The 19,116-nt window shown below is 74.1% G+C and carries 18 protein-coding genes; 11 read left to right on the plus strand and 7 right to left on the minus strand.

Features of this window, described 5'->3' with window-relative positions; all coding sequences use genetic code 11:
• Nucleotides 1-293 precede the first annotated feature (293 nt).
• The 4 genes from ACFUEL_RS15535 to ACFUEL_RS15550 form a co-directional block, all read right to left on the minus strand.
• Entirely contained in the window at nt 294-740 is a 447-nt protein-coding gene (locus tag ACFUEL_RS15535; RefSeq protein ID WP_380236751.1) for a riboflavin kinase, read from the minus strand.
• Nucleotides 733-1,239 (minus strand): flavin reductase family protein, encoded by a 507-nt coding sequence (locus ACFUEL_RS15540; protein ID WP_380236752.1) that lies wholly within the window; start codon nt 1,237-1,239, stop codon nt 733-735. Before ACFUEL_RS15540 ends, ACFUEL_RS15535 begins: the two co-directional genes overlap by 8 nt.
• A 48-nt stretch (nt 1,240-1,287) precedes the next feature.
• Nucleotides 1,288-2,634, minus strand: coding sequence for an NtaA/DmoA family FMN-dependent monooxygenase (locus tag ACFUEL_RS15545; RefSeq protein WP_380236753.1), 1,347 nt, complete (start codon nt 2,632-2,634; stop codon nt 1,288-1,290).
• Between the two features lie 181 nt (nt 2,635-2,815).
• Nucleotides 2,816-3,718 (minus strand): ribokinase, encoded by a 903-nt coding sequence (locus ACFUEL_RS15550; RefSeq protein WP_380236754.1) that lies wholly within the window; start codon nt 3,716-3,718, stop codon nt 2,816-2,818.
• Between the two features lie 252 nt (nt 3,719-3,970).
• Here ACFUEL_RS15550 and ACFUEL_RS15555 point away from each other — a divergent pair, with 252 nt between their 5' ends.
• Nucleotides 3,971-4,969, plus strand: coding sequence for a LacI family DNA-binding transcriptional regulator (locus tag ACFUEL_RS15555; RefSeq protein ID WP_380236755.1), 999 nt, complete (start codon nt 3,971-3,973; stop codon nt 4,967-4,969).
• A gap of 192 nt (nt 4,970-5,161) precedes the next feature.
• Here the strand turns inward: ACFUEL_RS15555 and ACFUEL_RS15560 are convergent, their stop codons facing one another.
• Nucleotides 5,162-5,761: a hypothetical protein gene (locus tag ACFUEL_RS15560; RefSeq protein WP_380236756.1), complete on the minus strand. Its 600-nt coding sequence runs from the start codon at nt 5,759-5,761 to the stop codon at nt 5,162-5,164.
• A gap of 213 nt (nt 5,762-5,974) precedes the next feature.
• On the opposite strand from ACFUEL_RS15560, the gene ACFUEL_RS15565 reads away from it, so the two are divergent.
• Nucleotides 5,975-6,679 (plus strand): alpha/beta fold hydrolase, encoded by a 705-nt coding sequence (locus ACFUEL_RS15565; protein WP_380236758.1) that lies wholly within the window; start codon nt 5,975-5,977, stop codon nt 6,677-6,679.
• A gap of 115 nt (nt 6,680-6,794) precedes the next feature.
• Here ACFUEL_RS15565 and ACFUEL_RS15570 read toward each other — a convergent pair whose 3' ends face one another.
• Both ACFUEL_RS15570 and ACFUEL_RS15575 read right to left on the minus strand, forming a co-directional pair.
• Entirely contained in the window at nt 6,795-7,322 is a 528-nt protein-coding gene (locus tag ACFUEL_RS15570) for a suppressor of fused domain protein (protein ID WP_380236759.1), read from the minus strand.
• A gap of 49 nt (nt 7,323-7,371) precedes the next feature.
• Nucleotides 7,372-8,634, minus strand: a complete 1,263-nt coding sequence (locus tag ACFUEL_RS15575; protein WP_380236760.1) for a hypothetical protein — start codon at nt 8,632-8,634, stop codon at nt 7,372-7,374.
• Nucleotides 8,635-8,936: 302 nt separating this feature from the next.
• Here ACFUEL_RS15575 and argC point away from each other — a divergent pair, with 302 nt between their 5' ends.
• The 9 genes from argC (at nt 8,937) to ACFUEL_RS15620 (ending at nt 19,073) form a co-directional block, all read left to right on the plus strand.
• Nucleotides 8,937-9,965, plus strand: a complete 1,029-nt coding sequence (gene argC, locus ACFUEL_RS15580; RefSeq protein WP_380236761.1) for an N-acetyl-gamma-glutamyl-phosphate reductase — start codon at nt 8,937-8,939, stop codon at nt 9,963-9,965.
• The gene (gene argJ, locus ACFUEL_RS15585) at nt 9,962-11,140 is read left to right on the plus strand and encodes a bifunctional glutamate N-acetyltransferase/amino-acid acetyltransferase ArgJ (protein ID WP_380236762.1); all 1,179 of its coding nucleotides are present in this window, start codon (nt 9,962-9,964) and stop codon (nt 11,138-11,140) included. The genes argC and argJ overlap by 4 nt, the downstream gene beginning before the upstream one ends.
• Nucleotides 11,141-11,164: 24 nt before the next feature.
• Nucleotides 11,165-12,097, plus strand: a complete 933-nt coding sequence (argB, locus tag ACFUEL_RS15590) for an acetylglutamate kinase (protein ID WP_380236763.1) — start codon at nt 11,165-11,167, stop codon at nt 12,095-12,097.
• A complete protein-coding gene (locus tag ACFUEL_RS15595) occupies nt 12,094-13,296 on the plus strand; it encodes an acetylornithine transaminase (RefSeq protein ID WP_380236764.1) in 1,203 nt (400 codons plus the stop codon). Before argB ends, ACFUEL_RS15595 begins: the two co-directional genes overlap by 4 nt.
• Before the next feature lie 25 nt (nt 13,297-13,321).
• Nucleotides 13,322-13,870: an arginine repressor gene (locus ACFUEL_RS15600; RefSeq protein WP_380236765.1), complete on the plus strand. Its 549-nt coding sequence runs from the start codon at nt 13,322-13,324 to the stop codon at nt 13,868-13,870.
• A 111-nt stretch (nt 13,871-13,981) separates the two neighbouring features.
• Nucleotides 13,982-15,175 (plus strand): argininosuccinate synthase, encoded by a 1,194-nt coding sequence (locus ACFUEL_RS15605; RefSeq protein WP_380236766.1) that lies wholly within the window; start codon nt 13,982-13,984, stop codon nt 15,173-15,175.
• 74 nt (nt 15,176-15,249) lie between these two features.
• Nucleotides 15,250-16,671, plus strand: a complete 1,422-nt coding sequence (argH, locus tag ACFUEL_RS15610) for an argininosuccinate lyase (RefSeq protein ID WP_380236767.1) — start codon at nt 15,250-15,252, stop codon at nt 16,669-16,671.
• Nucleotides 16,672-16,930: 259 nt separating this feature from the next.
• Nucleotides 16,931-18,295, plus strand: coding sequence for an FAD-binding oxidoreductase (locus ACFUEL_RS15615; RefSeq protein ID WP_380236768.1), 1,365 nt, complete (start codon nt 16,931-16,933; stop codon nt 18,293-18,295).
• Nucleotides 18,296-18,581: 286 nt separating this feature from the next.
• Nucleotides 18,582-19,073 (plus strand): GNAT family N-acetyltransferase, encoded by a 492-nt coding sequence (locus ACFUEL_RS15620; protein ID WP_380236769.1) that lies wholly within the window; start codon nt 18,582-18,584, stop codon nt 19,071-19,073.
• Nucleotides 19,074-19,116 lie beyond the last annotated feature (43 nt).

The raw sequence follows: 19,116 nt of genomic DNA on the forward strand, positions 1-19,116 counted from the left end.
CCGATGACGCTGTCCGGGTCGTTCCGCCAGTGGACGGCGCTCTTGACTCACCCCTTGGGTGGTCCGGAGCGAGGTGGTGGGGGAGGGACGGCCGACCCACGCGGAGGGAGGGGACGGCCGGGCACGCGGGCATCGGGCGCAGTGACGGGGGGTGGGGGCGGGGGTGCGTGCCGGGGAGTGCGGAGGGGGGTTCGTTGCGGAGCGAGGTGGTGGGGGAGGGACGGCCGACCTGGAGGAGGGGTGGGGGCGGTCGGCCCCGCCGGGAAGCGGGGGAGAGACGGGGCCGACCGGGATCAGGGGGTGGTGGGGGCAGCGGGGGCGGCGGGGCGGGGTGCGTCGGCCAGCAGGGCGTCCGAGCGGCGGACGTCCTCGCGGGCGGCGGCGAGCAGTTCGCCGACGGTGCCGAACTTCTCGGTGTCGCGCAGCCGGGCGACGAACCACAGCTCGACGCGTTCGCCGTACAGGTCGTCCGAGGTGTCGTGGCAGTGCACCTCGACGTGCACCTCGGTGGAGTCGCCGAACGTCGGATTGGTGCCGACGCTGACGGTGGCCCGGTGCACGCCCCCGGTCGCCGGGCGGGTCAGCCAGCCGCTGTAGATCGCGGGCGGCGGGACGGCCGTGCCGGGTGCGGGGGAGAGGTTGGCGGTGGGGAAGCCGAGGCCCTTCCCCCGGCCGGCGCCGTGAACGACCGTGCCGACCAGGGGAGTTGCGTCCGGATCCGCCGACCGGAACTCAGGCATGGGGGCTGAGCTCGCGGAACTGGCTGGTGTGGAAGACCAGCGGCTCCACGCCCGGGAACAGCTCCGCGGAGCGCAGTTCCAGCAGGACGATCTCGTGGTCCCCGCCGTCGTACACCGGGCCGACCCGGGCGGTCAGCCACAGCGCGGCGTCGTGGATCAGCACCGCGCCGTCGGCGGTGGCCTGCCAGGGCGTGCCGTCGAACCGGTCGCCCGCCCGGGAGGCGAGCTTGCGGCACAGCGCGCCCTGGCCGTGGCTGAGCACGCTCAGGCCGAGCACCGGGGCCTCGGCGAGCCGGGGCCAGGTGGTGGAGGTGCGGGCGACGCTGACCGCGACCATCGGCGGCTCCAGCGAGATCGACACGAAGGAGCTGGCGGCGAACCCGACCGGTTCGCCGTCGCGCAGCGCGCCGATCGCGACCACGCCGGTGGGGTAGGCCCCGAACGCCTGCCGCAGCGCGTCCGCGTCCAGGGCCGAGGGGTGGTGAACGGTGGTGGCCATGGCCGGTGCCGTCCTCTCGTGGTGCCGAAGGTGGTACGAAGGTGCAGGTCAGTGGCGGTGCCGCGCGGCCGGGTGCTCGGCGGGCAGCGCCCGGTCGCCGGAGCCGGTGAGGCGCTCGCGCAGCGACTCGCCGTCCGCGTACTCGCCGCGGAACACGCCGCGCCCGCGCAGGATCGGCAGCACCGACTCGACGAACTCGACGGTGGAGGCGGGCTGCACGGTCGGCGAGAGCAGGAAGCCGTCCAGGTCGGCGCCCTCGGCGAGGGCGCAGATCTCGTCGGCGATCTCCTCGGCGGTGCCGACCACCGGGCGGGCGCCCACGCCGTGGGTGTGCCAGTCGGCGAGCACGTCGCCGACGGTCCTGCCGGCGAACCGGGCGACCTGGGTCTGCGACATCTCGGTGGACAGCTCGGTCATCGGGGTGTCCGGCGCGTACGAGGACAGGTCCAGGCCGGTGAACATGGCGTACGAGGCGACGGTGACCTCGGGGCGCTGCGCGTCCAGGATCCGCTGCCAGCGGCGCTCGGCGTCCGAGGTGGTGGCGCCGACCACGCAGGAGAACGCCGACATCACCTTGACCTGGTCGGCCCCGCGCCCGGCGTTCACGGCCTCCGCGCGGATCGCCTTCGTGTGGCCGGCCAGCTGCTCGACGCTGCCGCTGCCGACGAACATGCACTCGCCGTGCCGCCCGCCGACCCGGCGGCCGGCCGGGGAGGCGCCGGCCTGGAACAGCACCGGGGTGCCCTGCGGGGAGCGGGCGGTGTTGCCGTAGCCGTGCGAGCGGAAGTACGGGCCCTCGTGCTCGACCAGGTGCACCTTCGCCGGGTCGGCGAACCGGCCGGCCTTGTCCTTCTCCAGCGCGTCCGGCTCCCAGGCGCCCTCCCAGTACTTGTAGACCAGGTCGAGGAAGTCCTCGGCCATCGCGTACCGGTCGTCGTGCGCGACCATGTCCATCCCGAACGCCTTGACGGCGGTGTCGGCGGTGCCGGTGGTGACCACGTTCCAGCCGAGGCGGCCGCCGGAGAGCTGGTCCAGGGTGGCGAGGCGGCGGGCGAACGCGTACGGCGGCTCGACCAGCACCGAACCGGTCACCACCAGGCCCAGGTCGGTGGTGGAGGCCAGCAGCGCCGAGGCGATCACGAACGGGTCCAGCCGGGGCAGGTCGAGGGTCTCCTCGGTGGCGATCGGCGGGCGCACCCCGGCGATCTCCGACCAGCCCCAGGCGTCGGCCAGGAACAGGAAGTCCAGCTTGGCGTCCTCGCACAGCCGGGCCACCTCCTGCCAGTAGCCGAGGGTGTCGAACAGGTGGCGGCGGCTGTCGGGGTGGCGCCAGGTGGCGGTGCCGCTGGCGTTGGTCTGGGCGTTCTCGAACAGGCCGAGCTTGAGGCTGCGCATGGGTGTTCTCCGTTGAACAGGGTGGTACGGGGGAGCCGTCGAACGGGCCGGAGTCGGGCCGGGGTGGGAGCCGTCGGACGGTCGGGGGACGGGGCTGCCGGCCGGTCGGGGGGACAGCCGGGGGACGGGGTCGGGGGACGGGGCCGTCGGACGGTCGGGGGACGGGTGAGCCGTCGGACGGTCAGGGCACGGGGTCGAGCTGGGCCGCGCGGGGCATCGAGGACTGGGCGCCGAGCCCGGTGACGGCCAGCGAGGCCGCCCGGACGGCGCGGGCCGCCGCGGCGGGCAGGTCGGCGCCGCGGGCGAGCGCGTCGGCGAGGGCGCCGCAGAAGGTGTCGCCGGCGCCGACGGTGTCGACGGCCTCCACCACCGGGGCGGCCAGGTGGACGGCCGGGCGGCCCGGCTGCTTGATCAGCGCCCCGTCCGCGCCGAGCGTGACCACCACGGCCCCGCACGGCAGGTCGGCGCGCTCCAGCAGTTCGCGGGCGGCGGCCGGGCCGGCCACCGGAGCGGTGCCGAGCAGCGCGGCCAGCTCGCCCAGGTTGGGCACCAGGACGTCGACGGCGGCCAGCACCTCGGGGTCGACCGGCCGGGCCGGGGCCGGGTTGAGGACGACGGTGCCGCCCTGCTCCCGGGCCCGCAGCACCGCGGCCGCCACCACCTCGGCGGCCACCTCGTGCTGCACCAGCACCACCTCGCCGGGCGTGCGGGCCAGCCACTGCGGCAGGTCCTCGACCGAGAGGACGGCGTTGGCACCGGGGTTGACCACGATGGTGTTCTCGCCCGCCCGGTCGACCACCACCGAGGCGATCCCGGTGCTCGCGTCCGGCGCGGTCAGCACTGCGTCGAGGTCGACGCCCTCGGCGGCCAGCACCCGCCGGATCGGCTCGCCGTCCGCCCCGACCCGGGCCACCAGGCGCACCCGCGAACCGAGCCGGGCGGCCGCGACGGCCTGGTTGGCGCCCTTGCCGCCGACGCCCTCGACGAAGCCCCGGGCGAGCACGGTCTCGCCGGGCCGCGGCAGGTCCTCGACGGTCAGGACGAGGTCGCGGTTGACCGAACCGACGACGGTGATGGACGGCATCCGGCACTCCTCGAGAGCCTTGGGAGATCGATCTCCCACACTCTGGACCAGCACCCACGAAGCGTCAAGTACCCTCGTGCTGCGCATTGCGCCAGCTCAGACCCGCCCGGGGGCCGACGGCCGGAACGAGACCCGGCCGACACCGCCCCGAGACCGGGAACGCGCCGCGCAGCCTGCGAACCGTCGCCGAGCCCGCCGTCCAGACCGCCACCGAGACCGCCACCAGACCGCTCCGACCGGGGAGGACCCCACGTGACAGCGCCCCGACTCCTCGACGTGGCCGCCGCCGCCGGCGTCTCCCGGGCCACCGCCTCCCGCGTCCTGGCCGGCACCCCGCGCAACGTCGACCCCGACCTGGCCCGCCGCGTCGAGGAGGCCGCCCAGCGCCTCGGCTACCGCACCAACCACTCCGCGCGGGCCCTGCGCACCGGCACCACCGGCACCGTCGGCGTGGTCGTCCCCTCGCTCGCCAACCCGTACTTCGTCCAGCTCGCCGACGCCCTCGCCCAGCAGGTCCGGGCCGCCGGCGGCCAACTCGTGGTCTCCGACGCGGCCAACTCGCCCGCCATCGAGGCCGAGCAGATCGAGACCCTGCTGAGCGGACGGGTGGACGGGCTGCTGGTCGTCCCGGTCTCCGCCGCCGCCTCCGGAGCCGCCGTCCGGGCCGCCGCCGGGCGCGCCCCCGTCGTGCTGTTCGACCGCTGGGCGCACGACTCCGGCACCGTCGCCGTCACCCTCGACAACGCCGCCGCGATGCGCCTGCTCCTCGACCACCTGGAGGGCCTCGGCCGCCACCGGATCGCCCTGGTCGCCGCCGACCAGGCGTCCTCCTCCGGCGCCGAACGCCTCGCCGCGTTCACCGCCGCCCGCGGCACCGGGGCCACCACCGTCCTGCTGCCCAGCTTCACCACCGACGCCGGCCGCACCGCCGGCCGCCGGATCGCCGAACGCCGCGCCGAGGTCGACGCCGTCGTCTGCGGCGCGGACGTCCTCGCCGTCGGCCTGGTCAGCACCCTGCAGCGCGCGGCGGTCTCCGTCCCCGGCGAGATCGCCGTCACCGGCTTCGACGACACCGAACTGCTCGAACTCCTCGACCCCCCGATCACCTCCATCCGCCACCCGCTCACCGACATGGCCGAACGCGCCCTCGCCCTGCTCCAGGGGCCGTCAGGCGACCGGGGCGAGGAGGTCGAGCGCTTCGCGCCGCAGCTGGTGGTCCGGGCTTCCACGGATGCGGGTGTGGGTTTCTGACGGGGGTGATGGGGGTGGGGCCGGGTGCGTTCTCGCCCTGTACCGGGGGTCGGCCGCCGATCGGGGTGAGGTGGTGGAGCGTTTCGTGCCGCAGTTGGTGGTCCGGGCTTCCACGGATGCGGGTGTGGGTTCCTGAAGCTCGTCGTCCGCGGCTCCACCGACGCGGACGCGATCTCCTGGCCAGGCGCCGGCTCACCAGTGCGGGGCGGGGCTCCACTCCTCGAATCCCTCGCCGTCCCAGGGCGCGGCCGCCGAACCCGCAGGCTTCGCGGGCTCGAAGCGGACCGGCGGCGGCCCTCCGGCGTGGGCGCTCGGGCGGCGGCCGGTGAAGAGCCGGAACAGGTACCGGCCGACCGGGCCGTCGGAGCGCTCCCACTCCTCGGCCGTGCCGTCCGCGCTGTTCGACAGGATCGGCCACCGGTCCGGGTCGCCCGCGTCGGTCAGCCAGTACGCCTGGAGGTGGCCGTCCTCGCCGTCCGCCCACTGCAGCAGCCCGCCCGGCGCGGGGAAGACCGGGTACGGATCGAGCCGCCCGGGCCACTCGGCCGCCGAGGCCGACAGGTGCTCGGCGTTCCGCGCCAGGTCCAGCAGCGGATCCGGCGCCCCCGGGACGAGCAGCGACAACCCGTTGAACGACCCCGCGCCGAACAGCTCGACCAGCAGTCGGTAGCCGTGCGGCAGCCCCGTCCCCAACCGGGCCTCCACCGCCGCCCAGTCGGTCTCCCGCCGCCGCGCTGTCCGCCACCCGGCCAGTTCCGCCAGCCGCTCGTTCCATGCCTCCGCCAGGTCCATGCCCGCAAGGTACGGTCCGCCGCCGACATGCCCGGCGGGCCCGGCGCGACGACAGCGAACTGACGGTGCGTTGAGAGCGCTGCGCGGCAGGCTCGGCGGCATGACGACGGAACTCCTCGCACCCGCCCCCGACGGCACGTCCGCCAGCGCCCTCGACGACGGGGCCGGACCACCGCTGCTGCTGGTGCACGGCAGCGGCGGCGGGCCCGAGGCGTGGGACGGTGTCCTGCCCGGACCGTCCGGGTCCGCCGCCGGCGCTACCTGCCGGGGCCGGCGCCCACCCATCCCGTGGCGACCGAGGCGGCCGACGTCCTGGCGATCGCCGCGCTGCTCGACCGGCCCCCGCTGCTGGTCGGGCACTCCTCGGGGGCGACCGTCGCGTTGGAGGCCGCCGCGGCCCGGCCGACGGCCTTCGCCGGGCTGGTGCTGTACGAGCCGCCGCTGCCGGTGGACGGGCCGGTCGGCGGCGAGGCGTCCGGGCGGGCCCGGACCGCGCTGGCGGCCGGCGACCGGGCCGGGGCGATGCGGATCCACCTGGGCGAGAACGCCGGGATGCCGCCCGTGCTGCTCGACCTCCTGTTCGCCGACCCGGCGGAGCGCGAACTGCTGGCCGCCGGCGCGGACGCCCAGTTCGCCGACCTCGACGCCATCGACGCCCTCGGCCCCGGCACCGACCGCTACCGCCACCTCACCCTGCCCACCACCCTGCTGGAGGGCGCCGACAGCCCCCGCCACCTCCGGCACACCCTCGCGGCCCTCGCCGCAACGCTCCCCGGAGCCCACCCGGTCGTCCTCCCCGGCCAGGACCACACCGCCCACGTCACCGGCCCCCGCCTGCTCGCCACCGAGATCCGCGCCGCCGCGCAGCGGGCGTTCGCCCAACGTGGTGTCAACTCGTCGGAGCAGCAAGCAGGTTAGGTGGACCGCTGGTGCGTTTTCCGGCCAGACCCCAGCGTCCGCGTCACCGCTTTCGCCCGCTCGCGTCCGTCCGCCCGGTCGGGCGTCAACTCGCCTTCACCGCAGGGGAGTCGGTTCACACCACCGACGGGCGGCGCGGGTCCAGCGGGTCGATCGCGTGCTCGTCGAAGAGCTGCTCCAGCGCCTCGTGGCCGTGCGTGCGCCGGTAGGCCGCTTCGGCGGCGGTGATCGGGAGCAGCCACAGCACCCGGACGTGTCCGCCGTCCGGCAGCGGGCAGTGTTCCAGTTCCGGGCCGTGCAGGTAGGGCAGGCTGACCAGCAGGTGGTCGCAGGCGGAGCCGGGGAGCCAGGGTTCGCCGATCGGCAGGCCGTGCTCCACGTCCAGCCGGTGGGTGGCGTGGTAGGAGGCCACCATGCCGAGCAGTTCGGCGAAGCGCGGGTCGTCCGCCGTTCCGCACAGTACGAACTCCACCGCTCCGCACCCGGCCGTCAGGTACGACCACCCTCCGCCGCGCGGCCCCGGCCCGGCGGTGAGGATCTGGAGTCCGGAGCCCGGTCCGAGAGCAGCGGAGCGGACGGGGTGGCCGGTGAAGAAGGCGCGGACGTGCGATTCCACGGCCGCGGCGGAGGTGCTGTCGTCCATGCCGGTGATGCTCGCACGCGGCCGGGCCGGGGCCCCGCCCGGGTGCGCGTCAGTCGGCGTGCTCCGCGAACAGCCGGTTGACGCGGGCGCGGAGTCGGAGCCAGCTGGGGTCGTCGGGGGAGGCGTCGGTGACCTCGGCCAGTTTCTCCCGGTCCCAGTCGTGATCGCCGTCGGTGAAGTCCAGGTGGTCGTCGAGGTCGCCGTCGGCGGGGACGTCCCGGGTGCCAGCCAGGAACGCCGCCGCGTCCTCGCCCGCCGTGGCGGCCAGGTCCAGGTCCCGGTCCAGGGCCCGGTCCGGGGCCGGGGTCGCGTCCTCGCCCCCGGTGGGCACCGTCAGCAGGGTCAGGCTGCCGTCCTTCCTGGCCACCAGCAGTTCGCCGGCGGCGGTCGCGGTCAGTGCGGTGACCGCCGCGTCGCCCGGGTCCCCGTGTTCGACGGCTTCCCGGGCCGCCAGATCCAGGGCGATCAGGGTGCCGCCGGGGGTGCCGATCCACAGCACGCCGGGCTGCGGGCCGAAGGCGAGGTCGTGCCGCGCCCACTCCTCGTTCCGGGCCCCCTCCTCGTTCCGCGGCCACTCCTCGTTCCGGGTGAGGACGGTGTGCAGGACCTTGCGCAGCGAGGGGAAGGCGAAGACGTCCAGCGTTTCGAGGTAGGCGTTGCCGCGGAGGGCGAGGTAGCGCCCGTCGGGGCTGAACAGCGGGGTGCCGTAGCCGTCGACCTCCAGGACCAGGGCCCGCTGCTGCTGCCGCATCGCCCCGCCCTTGCCGCCGGGGCGGGCGAACACGCAGAAGGTGGCGCTCTGGTCGCTGACCAGGGTGGCGACCACCTCGCCGGAGGGGTGTGCGCCGACGCCGGTGTCCCACCAGCGGGCGGGGGTGGTGGCGCCGGTGGTGGGGTCGAGGACCGCCGAGGTGTCGTGGCCGCCGGGGGCCGCGACCCACAGGGCGCGGCCGTCGGGGCTGTAGGCGAGCGCCTCGCAGCCTTCGGGGGCGGGCAGCGGCTCGGCCCGGCCGTCGGGGGTCCAGTGCCGCAGCAGGTCCTCGTCGACGACGGTCAGCAGGGGCTCGTGCGGGTGCCAGGCGACCGGGGGCAGCCAGTAGTCGCCCCAGCTGCTGGTGAAGATCGCGACGTCGAAGGAGGCGAGTTCGCGCAGCCGCCCGCCGGAGCAGTCCCAGATCCGGACGCGCGAGCGGTCGGCCTCCTCGTCGGTGCTGATCCCGGCGGCCAGTGGAAGGCGGGGGTGGCAGGCCAGCAGTTCCACCGGGAGGCCGTCCCCGGTCAACAGGTGCGCCGCTGTGGCGAGATCGGTCATGGCCCGCACCCTAGTGCCGCGTCAGGCGACCTCCACCCGTCGCGACGCCCGGCACGCCCTCTTGCCGCACCGGCCGAAAACCCGAGTACATCCAGTGCGAGGGCTTCCGGTCGGCACGCCGACAGCACGCACCGAGGGGGCACCTCCCAGCCCCCCTCGGGGCTGGGGGAGCCGCTCCTTCACGGCGAAGGTTGCCTGACGCGGCACTGGAGAGGTGGGTACGACAGCATTCGGACCGGCCGCATCCTTGCATGATTTTGCTAGCCTGCGTATATTCATGCTGGGCTTCAGGAGGGAATGCCATGGTATTGCGAGTAGCCGTCGCCGGAGCGAGCGGATACGCGGGCGGCGAGGTGCTGCGACTGCTGCTGGCCCACCCGGAGGTGGAGATCGGCGCGCTGACCGGCGCCTCCAACGCGGGCCAGCGCTTCGGCGCGCTGCAGCCGCACCTGATCGGCCTGGCCGACCGGGTGCTGGAGCCGACCAACCCGCAGACGCTGGCGGGGCACGACATCGTCTTCCTCGGCCTGCCGCACGGCCAGTCCGCCGAGGTCGCCGCCCAGCTCGGCGAGGACGTCCTGGTGGTCGACCTGGGCGCCGACCACCGGCTCACCTCGTCCGCCGACTGGGAGCAGTTCTACGGCTCCCCGCACGCGGGGACGTGGCCCTACGGCCTGCCCGAACTGCCCGGCCACCGCGAGGCGCTGCGCGGCAGCAGGCGGATCGCCGTGCCCGGCTGCTACCCGACCGCCGTCACGCTCGCCATGTACCCGATGTACGCCGCGGGCCTGGCCGAGCCGGAGGCGGTGATCACCGCCGCGTCCGGCACCTCCGGCGCGGGCAAGGCCGCCAAGGCGCACCTGCTGGGCAGCGAGGTGATGGGCTCGATGAGCCCGTACGGCGTCGGCGGCGGCCACCGGCACACCCCGGAGATGGCGCAGAACCTGACCCCGCTCGCGGGCGAGCCGGTCACCGTCTCCTTCACGCCCACCCTGGCGCCGATGCCGCGCGGCATCCTGGCCACCTGCTCGGCCAAGGCGAAGCCGGGCACCACCGGCGCCGAGCTGCGCGCCGCGTACGAGAAGGCGTACGGCGACGAGCCGTTCGTCCACCTGCTGCCCGAGGGGCAGTGGCCGCACACCTCGTCCGTGTACGGCTCGAACGCGGCCGTGCTGCAGGTCGTGCTGGACGAGCACGCCGGGCGGATCATCGCGATCAGCGCGATCGACAACCTGGTGAAGGGCACCGCGGGCGGCGCGGTGCAGAGCATGAACATCGCCCTCGGCCTCCCCGAGGAGCTCGGCCTCCCGCTGAACGGAGTCGCACCGTGACCACCTCCCAGAGCCGGAACGTCGGCGTCACCGCGGCCAAGGGCTTCCGCGCGGCGGGCGTCACCGCGGGCATCAAGGCGTCCGGCAACCCGGACCTCGCGCTGGTCGTCAACGACGGCCCGCGGCACGCCGCGGCCGGCGTGTTCACCTCCAACCGGGTGCACGCCGCGCCGGTGAAGTGGTCGCGCCAGGTGCTGAACGACGGCGAACTGGCCGCCGTCGTCCTCAACTCCGGCGGCGCCAACGCCTGCACCGGCCCCGAGGGCTTCCAGGACACCCACGCCACCGCCGAGAAGGTCGCCGCCGAGCTCGGCATCGGCGCCATCGAGGTCGCGGTCTGCTCCACCGGCCTGATCGGCGTCCGGCTGCCGATGGACAAGCTGCTGCCCGGCGTCGAGCTCGCGGTGCAGGCCCTCAGCGACACCGGCGGCGAGAGCGCCGCGATCGCCATCAAGACCACCGACACCGTGCACAAGACCGCCCAGGTCACCGCCCCCGCCGGCTGGACGGTCGGCGGCATGGCCAAGGGCGCGGGCATGCTCGCCCCCGGCCTGGCCACCATGCTGGTCGTGGTCACCACCGACGCCGAGGTCGACTCCGCCGCCCTGGACGCCGCGCTGCGCGCCGCCACCCGCACCACCTTCGACCGGGTCGACTCCGACGGCTGCATGTCCACCAACGACACCGTGCTGCTGCTCGCCTCCGGCGCCTCCGGGACCGCGCCGGAGCAGGCCGAGTTCGCCGAGGCCGTCCGCACCGTCTGCGCCGACCTGGCCCGCCAGCTGATCGGCGACGCCGAGGGCGCCTCCAAGGACATCCGGATCGACGTCGTCAACGCCGCCACCGAGGAGGAGGCCGTCGACGTCGCCCGCACCGTCTCCCGCAGCAACCTGCTCAAGTGCGCCATCCACGGCGAGGACCCCAACTGGGGCCGGGTGCTGTCCGCGATCGGCACCACCTCCGCCGTCTTCGACCCGGACCGGCTGGACGTCGCCATCAACGGCGTCTGGGTCTGTCGCAACGGCGGCGTCGGCGAGGACCGCGAACTGGTCTCGATGAAGGACCGCGAGGTCGTCATCACCGCCGACCTGAAGGCCGGCCAGGCATCGGCCAGCATCTGGACCAACGACCTGACCGCCGAGTACGTGCACGAGAACAGCGCCTACTCCAGCTGACCCGAGGGGGGTCGTCCCACCGCCATGCAGATCGCACCCAAGGGCGAACAGGCCCGCAGCAACGCCGCCCTGCCCAAGGCCCGCACCCTGATCGAGGCGCTGCCCTGGCTGGAGCGCTTCCACGGCAAGACCGTGGTCATCAAGTTCGGCGGCAACGCCATGGTCGACGAGGACCTCAAGGCCGCGTTCGCCCAGGACGTCGTCTTCCTCCGGTTCGCCGGCCTGCACCCCGTCGTCGTGCACGGCGGCGGCCCGCAGATCAGCGCCCAGCTCGACAGGCTGGGCCTGGAGTCCTCGTTCACCGCGGGCCTGCGCGTCACCACCCCCGAGACCATGGACGTGGTCCGGATGGTGCTCGCCGGGCAGGTCCAGCGCGAGCTGGTCGGCCTGCTCAACTCGCACGGCCCGTTCGCCGTCGGAATGACCGGCGAGGACGCCCACACCATGACCGCCGTCAAGCGCTACGCCGTGGTCGACGGCGAGCAGGTCGACATCGGCCTGGTCGGCGACATCGTCAACATCGAGGCCGGCGCCGTGAAGGCGCTGATCTCCGACGGCCGGATCCCGGTGATCTCCTCGATCGCCCGCGGCGCCGACGGCCACGTCTACAACATCAACGCCGACACCGCGGCCTCCGCCATCGCGGCCGCGCTCGGCGCCGAGATGCTGGTGGTGCTCACCGACGTCGAGGGCCTGTACAAGGACTGGCCGAACTCCGACGACGTGATCAGCCAGCTGAACGCCAGCGAGCTGGAGGAGATGCTCCCCACCCTGGCCTCCGGCATGCTCCCCAAGATGGAGGGCTGCCTGCGCGCCGTCCGCTCCGGCGTGGGCACCGCCCGCGTCCTGGACGGCCGCGTCCAGCACAGCCTGCTGCTGGAGATCTTCACCGACGAGGGCATCGGCACCATGGTCGTGCCCGACGACGACAGCACCGTACTGGGGGGCCTGGCATGAGCAGCAACGACGCCGTCATCGCGCGGTACAAGCACAGCCTGATGAACAACTACGGCACCCCGCGGATCCCGCTGGCGCGCGGCGAGGGCGCGCTGCTGTGGGACGCCGACGGCAAGCGGTACCTCGACCTGGTCGGCGGCATCGCGGTCAACGCGCTGGGCACCGCCCACCCCGCCATCGTCGAGGCCGTGACGCAGCAGCTCACCACGCTGGGCCACGTCTCCAACCTGTTCACGGCCGAGCCGACGATCGAGCTCGCCGAGAAGCTGATCGAGCTGGCCGGCCGGCCCGGCAAGGTCTTCTTCTGCAACTCCGGCACCGAGGCCAACGAGGCCGCCTTCAAGATCTCCCGGCTGACCGGCCGCACCCACCTGGTCTCGCTCCAGGGCGCCTTCCACGGCCGGACGATGGGCGCCCTGGCGCTCACCGCCCAGCCCGGCAAGCAGGAGCCGTTCAAGCCGCTGCCCGGCGACGTCAGCTACGTCCCGTTCGGCGACGTGGAGGCCCTGCGCGCCGCCGTCACCACCGACACCGCCGCCGTCTTCCTGGAGCCGATCCAGGGCGAGAACGGCGCGATCCCGCTCCCGGACGGCTACCTGGAGGCCGCCCGCGAGATCACCCGGGCCACCGGCACCCTGCTGGTCCTGGACGAGATCCAGACCGGCACCGGCCGCACCGGCCACTGGTTCGCCCACCAGGCGTACGAGGGCGTCGACCCCGACATCGTCACCCTCGCCAAGGGCCTCGGCGGCGGCCTGCCGATCGGCGCCGTGCTCGCCTTCGGCCCGGCCGCCGACCTGCTCGGCCCCGGCCACCACGGCACCACCTTCGGCGGCAACCCGGTGGTCGCCGCCGCGGGCCTGGCCGTGCTGCGCACCATCGAGGAGCAGGGCCTGCTGGAGCACGCCGCCAAGCTCGGCGAGCGGCTGCGCACCGGCATCGAGGCGATCGGCGACCCGCTGGTCGACCACGTCCGGGGCAAGGGCCTGCTGCTGGGCATCGTGCTGACCGAGCCGGTCGCCGCGCAGGTGCAGGCCGCCGCGCAGGAGGCGGGCTTCCTGGTCAACGCCGCCGTCGCGGACGCCGTCCGGCTGGTCCCGCCGCTGGTCCTCACCGAGGAGCAGGCCGACTCCTTCCTCGCCGCGCTGCCCGCGATCCTCCGGACGGTCCGCGAAGCCGCCCCCGACGCGAACAGCTGAGCGTCCTTCAGGAGAATCATCAGTCATGACCGAACGCCCCGAGCCCACGACCCCCGCCGGCCCCACGCCGCAGGTCCCGCAGACCCGCACCGCGCGCCACCGGCGGATCGTGGACCTGCTGACCCGGCAGCCCGTCCGCTCGCAGAGCCAGCTCGCCAAGCTGCTCGCCGACGACGGGCTGGTGGTCACCCAGGCCACCCTCTCCCGGGACCTGGACGAGCTCGGAGCGGTGAAGATCCGCAACCGGGACGGCGCGCTCATCTACGCCGTCCCGGCCGAGGGCGGGGACCGCACCCCGCGCGCCCCGATGGGCGAGTCCGCCAGCGAGGCCCGGATGGCCCGGCTGGCGGGCGAGCTGATGGTCTCCGCCACCGCCTCCGGCAACCTGGTGGTGCTGCGCACCCCGCCCGGCGCGGCCCAGTTCCTGGCCTCCGCGATCGACACCGCCGAGGTGTTCGAGATCCTCGGCACCATCGCCGGGGACGACACCGTGCTGCTGATCAGCCGCGACGCGGCGGGCGGGCAGGCGCTGGCCGACCACCTGATGCAACTCGCCCAGGCCAAGTCGCAGTAGTTGCCGACCGTTTTAAACGTGCTGTGCCCTACTGGTTTGTGAACTCATACGCGGTGGTGCATACTTATGCCTAACGCCGCATGGAACCTGTGTTTGTGAATGGAGATAGCCGTGACTGAGCGCGTCGTACTCGCCTACTCGGGCGGTCTGGACACGTCCGTCTGCATCGGCTGGATCGCCGAGGAGACCGGCGCCGAGGTCATCGCCGTCGCCGTCGACGTCGGCCAGGGCGGCGAGGACCTGGAGGTCATCCGCCAGCGCGCGCTCGACTGCGGCGCCGTCGAGGCCGAGGTGGCCGACGCCCGCGACGAGTTCGCCGACGAGTACTGCCTGCCGGCCCTCAAGGCCAACGCCCTCTACCAGGGCCAGTACCCGCTGGTCTCCGCGCTCTCCCGCCCGGTGATCGTCAAGCACCTGGTGGCCGCCGCGCAGAAGCACGGCGCCACCACCGTCGCCCACGGCTGCACCGGCAAGGGCAACGACCAGGTCCGCTTCGAGGTCGGCATCCAGTCGCTGGCCCCGAGCCTGAAGTGCATCGCCCCGGTCCGCGACTACGCGATGACCCGCGACAAGGCGATCGCCTTCGCCGAGGCCAAGAACCTCCCGATCGTCACCACCAAGAAGAACCCGTACTCGATCGACCAGAACGTCTTCGGCCGCGCCGTCGAGACCGGCTTCCTCGAGGACATCTGGAACGCCCCGATCGAGGACGTCTACGAGTACACCCAGAACCCGGCCACGGCGCGCGAGGCCGACGAGGTCGTCATCACCTTCGAGGCCGGCGTCCCGGTCGCGATCGACGGCCGCAAGGTCTCCGTGCTCCAGGCCATCGAGGAGCTGAACAAGCGGGCCGGCGCCCAGGGCATCGGCCGCCTCGACATGGTCGAGGACCGCCTGGTCGGCATCAAGTCCCGCGAGATCTACGAGGCCCCCGGCGCGATCGCCCTGATCACCGCCCACCAGGCCCTGGAGAACGTCACCGTCGAGCGCGAACTCGCCCGCTACAAGCGGCAGGTCGAGCAGCGCTGGGCCGAGCTGGTCTACGACGGCCTGTGGTTCTCCCCGCTCAAGCGCGCCCTGGACGGCTTCGTCAACGAGGCCAACCAGCACGTCTCCGGCGAGATCCGGATGGTCCTGCACGGCGGCCGCGCCGTGGTCAACGGCCGCAAGTCGGACCGGTCGCTGTACGACTTCAACCTCGCCACCTACGACACCGGCGACACCTTCGACCAGTCCATGTCCAAGGGCTTCATCGAGATCTTCGGCATGTCCTCGAAGATCGCCGCCCGCCGCGACCTGGCCTGATCACCCCCGTTCCACCCGCCCCGGCCGCACCCCGCGGCCGGGGCATCGCCACAGCACTCGAAGGAGCCCACGCGATGACCGCCGACCAGCCCGCAGACGTCCGCCTCTGGGGCGCGCGCTTCGCCGACGGCCCCTCCGAGGCCCTGGCCAAGCTCTCCGCCTCCGTCCACTTCGACTGGCGGCTCGCCCCCTACGACATCGCCGGCTCCAAGGCCCACGCCCGCGTCCTGCACAAGGCCGGGCTGCTCAGCGACGCCGAACTCGACGGCATGCTCGCCGGGTTGGACCAGCTGCTGGCCGACGTCGAGTCCGGCGCCTTCGTGGGCACCGTCGCCGACGAGGACGTCCACACCGCCCTGGAGCGCGGCCTGCTGGAGCGCCTCGGCGCCGACCTCGGCGGCAAGCTCCGCGCCGGGCGCTCGCGCAACGACCAGATCGCCACCCTGTTCCGGATGTACCTGCGCGACCACGGCAAGGCCATCGGCGCCCTGCTCCTGGACCTCCAGCACGCCCTGGTCGGCCTCGCCGAGGCCCACCCGGACACCGCGATGCCCGGCCGCACCCACCTCCAGCACGCCCAGCCGGTGCTGTTCGCCCACCACGTCCTCGCCCACGTCCAGGCCCTCGGCCGGGACGCCGAGCGGCTGCGCCAGTGGGACACCCGCACCGCCGTCTCCCCGTACGGCTCCGGCGCGCTGGCCGGCTCCTCGCTCGGCCTCGACCCGCAGGCCGTCGCCGCGGACCTCGGCTTCGAGCGCGGCTCGGTGGGCAACTCGATCGACGGCACCGCCTCGCGCGACTTCGTCGCCGAGTTCGCCTTCGTCACCGCGATGATCGGCATCAACCTCTCGCGCATCGCGGAGGAGATCATCATCTGGAACACCAAGGAGTTCGGCTTCATCACGCTGCACGACGCCTTCTCCACCGGGTCGTCGATCATGCCGCAGAAGAAGAACCCCGACATCGCGGAACTCGCCCGCGGCAAGTCCGGCCGCCTGATCGGCAACCTGACCGGCCTGCTCGCCACCCTCAAGGCCCTGCCGCTCGCCTACAACCGCGACCTCCAGGAGGACAAGGAGCCGGTCTTCGACTCCTGTGACACCCTCGAGGTCCTGCTCCCCGCCTTCACCGGCATGGTCGCCACCCTGACCGTCCACCGCGAGCGCCTCGAGGAGCTGGCCCCGGCCGGCTTCTCGCTCGCCACCGACATCGCCGAGTGGCTGGTCAAGCAGGGCGTCCCGTTCCGGGTCGCGCACGAGGTGGCCGGCGCCTGCGTCAAGGTCTGCGAGGCCGAGGGCATCGAGCTCTCCGACCTCACCGACGCCCAGTTCGCCGCGATCTCCCCGCACCTCACCCCCGAGGTCCGCACCGTCCTGTCCGTCCACGGCGCCATCGCCTCCCGCGACGGCCGCGGCGGCACCGCCCCGTCGGCCGTCGCCGTCCAGCTCGCCGAGATCAAGGAGGACCTCGCGGCCCAGCAGTCCTGGCTGGCCTGAGAAGAGCCCCCACTAGGGCTCGGCAGAGCGTGCATTCAGGGGCTCGGGGAACGGCGAGGCCCAGTCTGCTGACGGTTCACTGCCGTTGCGCGCATCGGCTTCTGGTTCTGTTACGGCACGCAGCAGCACGAACACTTCGATGGGCTCCGGCCACCAGCAGCACGGAGCCGCCGTTCCCCGGGCCCCTGTCGGGGCCGATGAGCAGCACGGAGCCGCCGTTCCCCGGGCCCCCACCCGCCTTCCGTCTTACGCTGGATCCATGTCCAAAGCAGCCGCCGCGCTGGCCGAGGGGTTCCGGGGCGAGATCGTGGTGCCCGGGGACGAGGGGTACGACGCGGCGCGGGCGGTGTGGAACGGCGCGGTGGACCGGCGGCCCGAGGTGATCGCCCGGTGCACCGGCGTCGCGGACGTGCTGCAGGCCGTCGCGGTGGCCCGGGAGCACGGCCTGTACGCGGGGGTCCGCGGTGCGGGTCGCGGCCTGGCCGGGCTGGGGACGTGCGACGGCGGTCTGCTGATCGACCTGTCGCGGCTGCGCGGCGTCCGGGTGGATCCGGCCCGCCGGCTCGCGCGGGCGCAGCCGGGGGTGACCTGGGGGGCGTTCGACCACGAGACGCAGGCGTTCGACCTGGCGACGACCGGCGCGCCGTACTCGGGATCGGGGATCGCGGGCGTGACGCTCGGCGGGGGAGTGGGCTGGCTGGCCCGGTCGTACGGGCTGACCTGCGACAACCTGGTGGAGGCGGACGTGGTGACCGCCGACGGGCGGTTGCTGACGGCGAGCGCGGCCGCGCACCCGGAGCTGTTCGCGGGGCTGCGCGGCGGCGGCGGCAACTTCGGGGTGGTGACCTCGTTCACCTACCGGCTGCACCGGGTGGGTCCGCACGTGCTGTGCGGGGCGCTGTACGTGCCGGTGGAGCTGCTGGCGCAGACCCTCGCCGCGGTGCGGGACTTCATGGCGCACGCGCCGGACGGCCTGACGGTGGGGGTGGAGCTGGGGCGGCCGCGGGGCGTGCCGCAGCTGCCGGACCGGACGGTGCTGCGGATCGGCCTGTGCTGGTCCGGCCGGGCCGACCGGGGGCGGGAGGCGGTGGCGCCGCTGCGCGCGCTGCCGGGGGTGCTGGTGGACACGGTGCAGACCCGGCCGTACGCGCTGTGGCAGCGGGCGCTGGACGCCGGCCGGGGGCCGGGCGCGGCCAACTTCGGGCGTTCGGAGTTCCTGTCGGTGCTGGACGGGGCGGCGATCGACCGGCTGGCCGAGCAGGTCGCGGCGATGCCGGGGCCGGGCGCGCAGCTCCAGTTGGCGTTCCTGGGCGGGGCGGTGGCCCGGGTCGGCCCGGAGGACACCGCGTACACGCACCGGACGGCGCCGTACCTGCTGAGCGCGGTGGCGCGGTGGACGCGGGGCCCGGCGGAGCCGCACACGTCCTGGGTGCGGCGGTGCTGGGAGGCGATGCGGCCGTTCTCCTCGGGCGGGGCGTACGTGAACCTGATGGGGGCGGAGGGGCAGGCCCGGGTGGTGGAGGCGTACGGGCTGGCGAAGTACGAGCGGCTGGTGGCGCTGAAGGACAGGTACGACCCGGCGAACCTGTTCCGGGTCAACCAGAACATCCGGCCGTCCGGGTGACGCCGCCGCCCGCGCGGGCGTGACGCTCGCCACGTCGGGCGTCCGGGAGGTTGAGAACGGTTGGCCGCTGGGTAGAGCGGTGGCGAACGTCTCTCTTGACGGTCGCCCGGCTGTCCGGATACTGAGCGTGAGCGCGTCAGTCCCGGCTGTCCGGACCACCGTCCGGCGGGGCGCGTCGCGCTTCTCCCGGGCCGGGCCGATCCCCGTCCGGGCACACCTCGGACAGGAACCGGTGCAGGACCCTCACTCGCACGCGCCGGGCACTTAACGATGGAGGCCCCCGCACATGGGCATGAGTGTGATCATCGCAGCGGCACGACCGGAGGAGGCGGAGCAGATCCTCAAGCTCCAGTACCTCGGGTACCAGAGCGAGGCAGAGCTCTACGGCGACTGGACGCTGGAGCCGCTGACCCAGACCCTGGAGAGCCTCAAGGCCGAGATGGCCGAGCACCGGGTGCTGGTCGCCCGGCTCGGCGACGAGGTCGTGGGCAGCGTCCGCGGCTGGGTGGACGGCAACGGCACCGGCCAGATCGGCCGGCTGGTGGTGCATCCGCGGATGCAGCGGCACGGCCTGGGCCGCCGCCTGCTGGAGGCCCTGGAGACGGGGCTGGCCGAGGACGGCGCGAGCGGCTTCGAGCTGTTCACCGGCCACCGCAGCCTGGGCAACCTGCGGCTGTACCGCAGGCTCGGCTACCGCGAGACCGAGGTGCGCGAGGTGTCCCGCCGACTGTCGATCGTGACGCTGGCCAAGGCGGGAGCGACCACCCTGGCGGCCTGAGCACCGGCCCCGCGGCGCCCGACCCGAACGAGGGGTCGGGCGC

It is taken from the genome of Kitasatospora sp. NPDC057198 (genome assembly GCF_042670125.1).
GTDB lineage: Bacteria > Actinomycetota > Actinomycetes > Streptomycetales > Streptomycetaceae > Kitasatospora.